The following is a 1,770-nucleotide window of genomic DNA, read 5'->3' as shown; positions in this document are numbered from 1 at the left end:
TGCGACAATTCCACATCAGAATATTCAGCAGCATGCACTTCGGTCACAACCTGACGCCACAACACGCCCGATTCCATAACATTGGCCTTCTCCATTGAGCAGACCTTGTTGTTGCGGCGGCGCGCCAGCTCGAAGGCCGACCGCGCCACGCGGGCGATTTCACTCTCGGTGTAACGCTGGGTGTTCACGCCAACGCGCTCATTGCCTTCTTTATGGATGCCGCGTGGCTCACCGAAATATACCCCACTGGTCAGTTCGCGGATGATCATGATGTCCAGACCGCCGACCACATCCGCCTTCAACGAAGAAAAATCCGCGAGGGCATCGAAACACTGCGCAGGCCGAAGGTTCGCATAGAGATCCATCTCTTTGCGCAGGCGCAGCAGGCCGCGCTCGGGCTTTACGCTGAAATCGAGATTGTCATATTTCGGGCCGCCGACCGCGCCAAGCAATACCGCGTCAACGCTTTGCGCTTTTTCCATCGTCTCATCGGTCAAAGGCGTGCCATGCGCATCATATGCGCAACCGCCCACCAGATCTTCGGTGACATCAAAAGTCAGGCCACGCTTTGCGCCATACCAGTCGATGATTTTACGCACCTCGGTCATAACCTCGGGGCCGATCCCGTCACCGGGAAGAATGAGAAGCGATGGGTTGCTCATGGAACTAATCCGTCTTGAAAATCCTGATTGCGCACGCCCTATCCTTTGACTGCGTCTGGGTCAAGAAAGGGCCAGTCTTTTATCAGGTGTCAGCGCCGCAATGATCCTCTTTTGATAGCTGCGGATCATGTAGCGCAACCGCAGCAGGGCCATTGCCCTGACCAACAGGCACATTGGCAAAAAGGCCCATAGGGTCACAACTCAAACCGCGCCTCGCCCATCATAGGCAATGGTGCTGCCTGTCTGCGAAAACACAGAACCCAAGACAGGCGGCAATATCAGCGGCAGGCCCAAGCCCCAAATGATATTTCTGCGCGCATCACATTTTAAACGATGGGTCACATCGCTGCCCACTGTCGGGTCGAACATGGGCAGGTTTACCCACATGTTGATCGACATTCCCCGACCAGGCAATTTGCTAAAACGTATGAACAGGGCGAATATGAACAATTTGCCAAGGGCGATGGTCAGGGCGAAAGGGGCCATGATCCGGACGTGATCCATGGCCTGCACGGACAGGGGCGCTGCCCCAAACAAGCGTTGTAACAAATAGTCAGGGCTAAGGTGCTAAAGCCCGCTGTCAAACATCACGCCACTCCAATGGTGCGCTCTATTGGCCATTGCACTGACTGCACCCTCTGGCCCGTTGAACTGCTGCAAATGAACAGGGTCAGCTGAAACAAGGCTCAGCAAGAATAACATCGAAAACAAGGCCAAAATGCGCAGACGATTATAGGGGGGCGCATCTCGAAACTCGATGATAGCGGGATGACGGGCGCTATATTCAAACACCACAAAGAGGGCCGCAATCAATCCAAACAGCATAACGCCTTCCACATCCCCGCGGGATGTATCGCCAAGGACAAGCGATGGTGTCGCGATAACAAAAAACACCAATACTGCGCTAAGCACAGCGCCAAAAAGCTGTGAAAGCACCTGCTCTTCCTCGTTCTGGATGGGGTCGGTTCGTGCCTGCCCCTTATTCCACAGTTTCGCCTCATTCTGACGATAAGGCCGCCTCAATTTCCATAATATTGCCTAAATTTAATACCTAATAAAACACATTAAAAAAGACCCCCACACCGATGAGGATGCAGGGGCCTGAAAT

3 protein-coding genes are annotated in these 1,770 nt (G+C 53.7%); all 3 read right to left on the bottom strand.

Annotation, left to right across the window (positions count from 1 at the left end):
* Positions 1-662: 3-isopropylmalate dehydrogenase (leuB, locus tag ACR0IO_RS22880; protein ID WP_480745130.1), on the bottom strand; the 662-nt coding region annotated here is incomplete at its 3' end.
* Positions 663-863: 201 nt separating this feature from the next.
* Entirely contained in the window at positions 864-1,211 is a 348-nt protein-coding gene (locus ACR0IO_RS22875) for a hypothetical protein (protein WP_480745128.1), read from the bottom strand.
* A gap of 18 nt (positions 1,212-1,229) precedes the next feature.
* On the bottom strand, positions 1,230-1,598 hold the full coding sequence (locus tag ACR0IO_RS22870; RefSeq protein WP_480745125.1) for a hypothetical protein: 369 nt from the start codon (positions 1,596-1,598) through the stop codon (positions 1,230-1,232).
* Between the last annotated feature and the right edge of the window lie 172 nt (positions 1,599-1,770).

This window comes from Ruegeria sp. CE12 (genome assembly GCF_056537525.1).
Note: the sequence above shows the minus strand (reverse complement) of the source record. Positions and strands in the feature narration are given on the sequence as shown.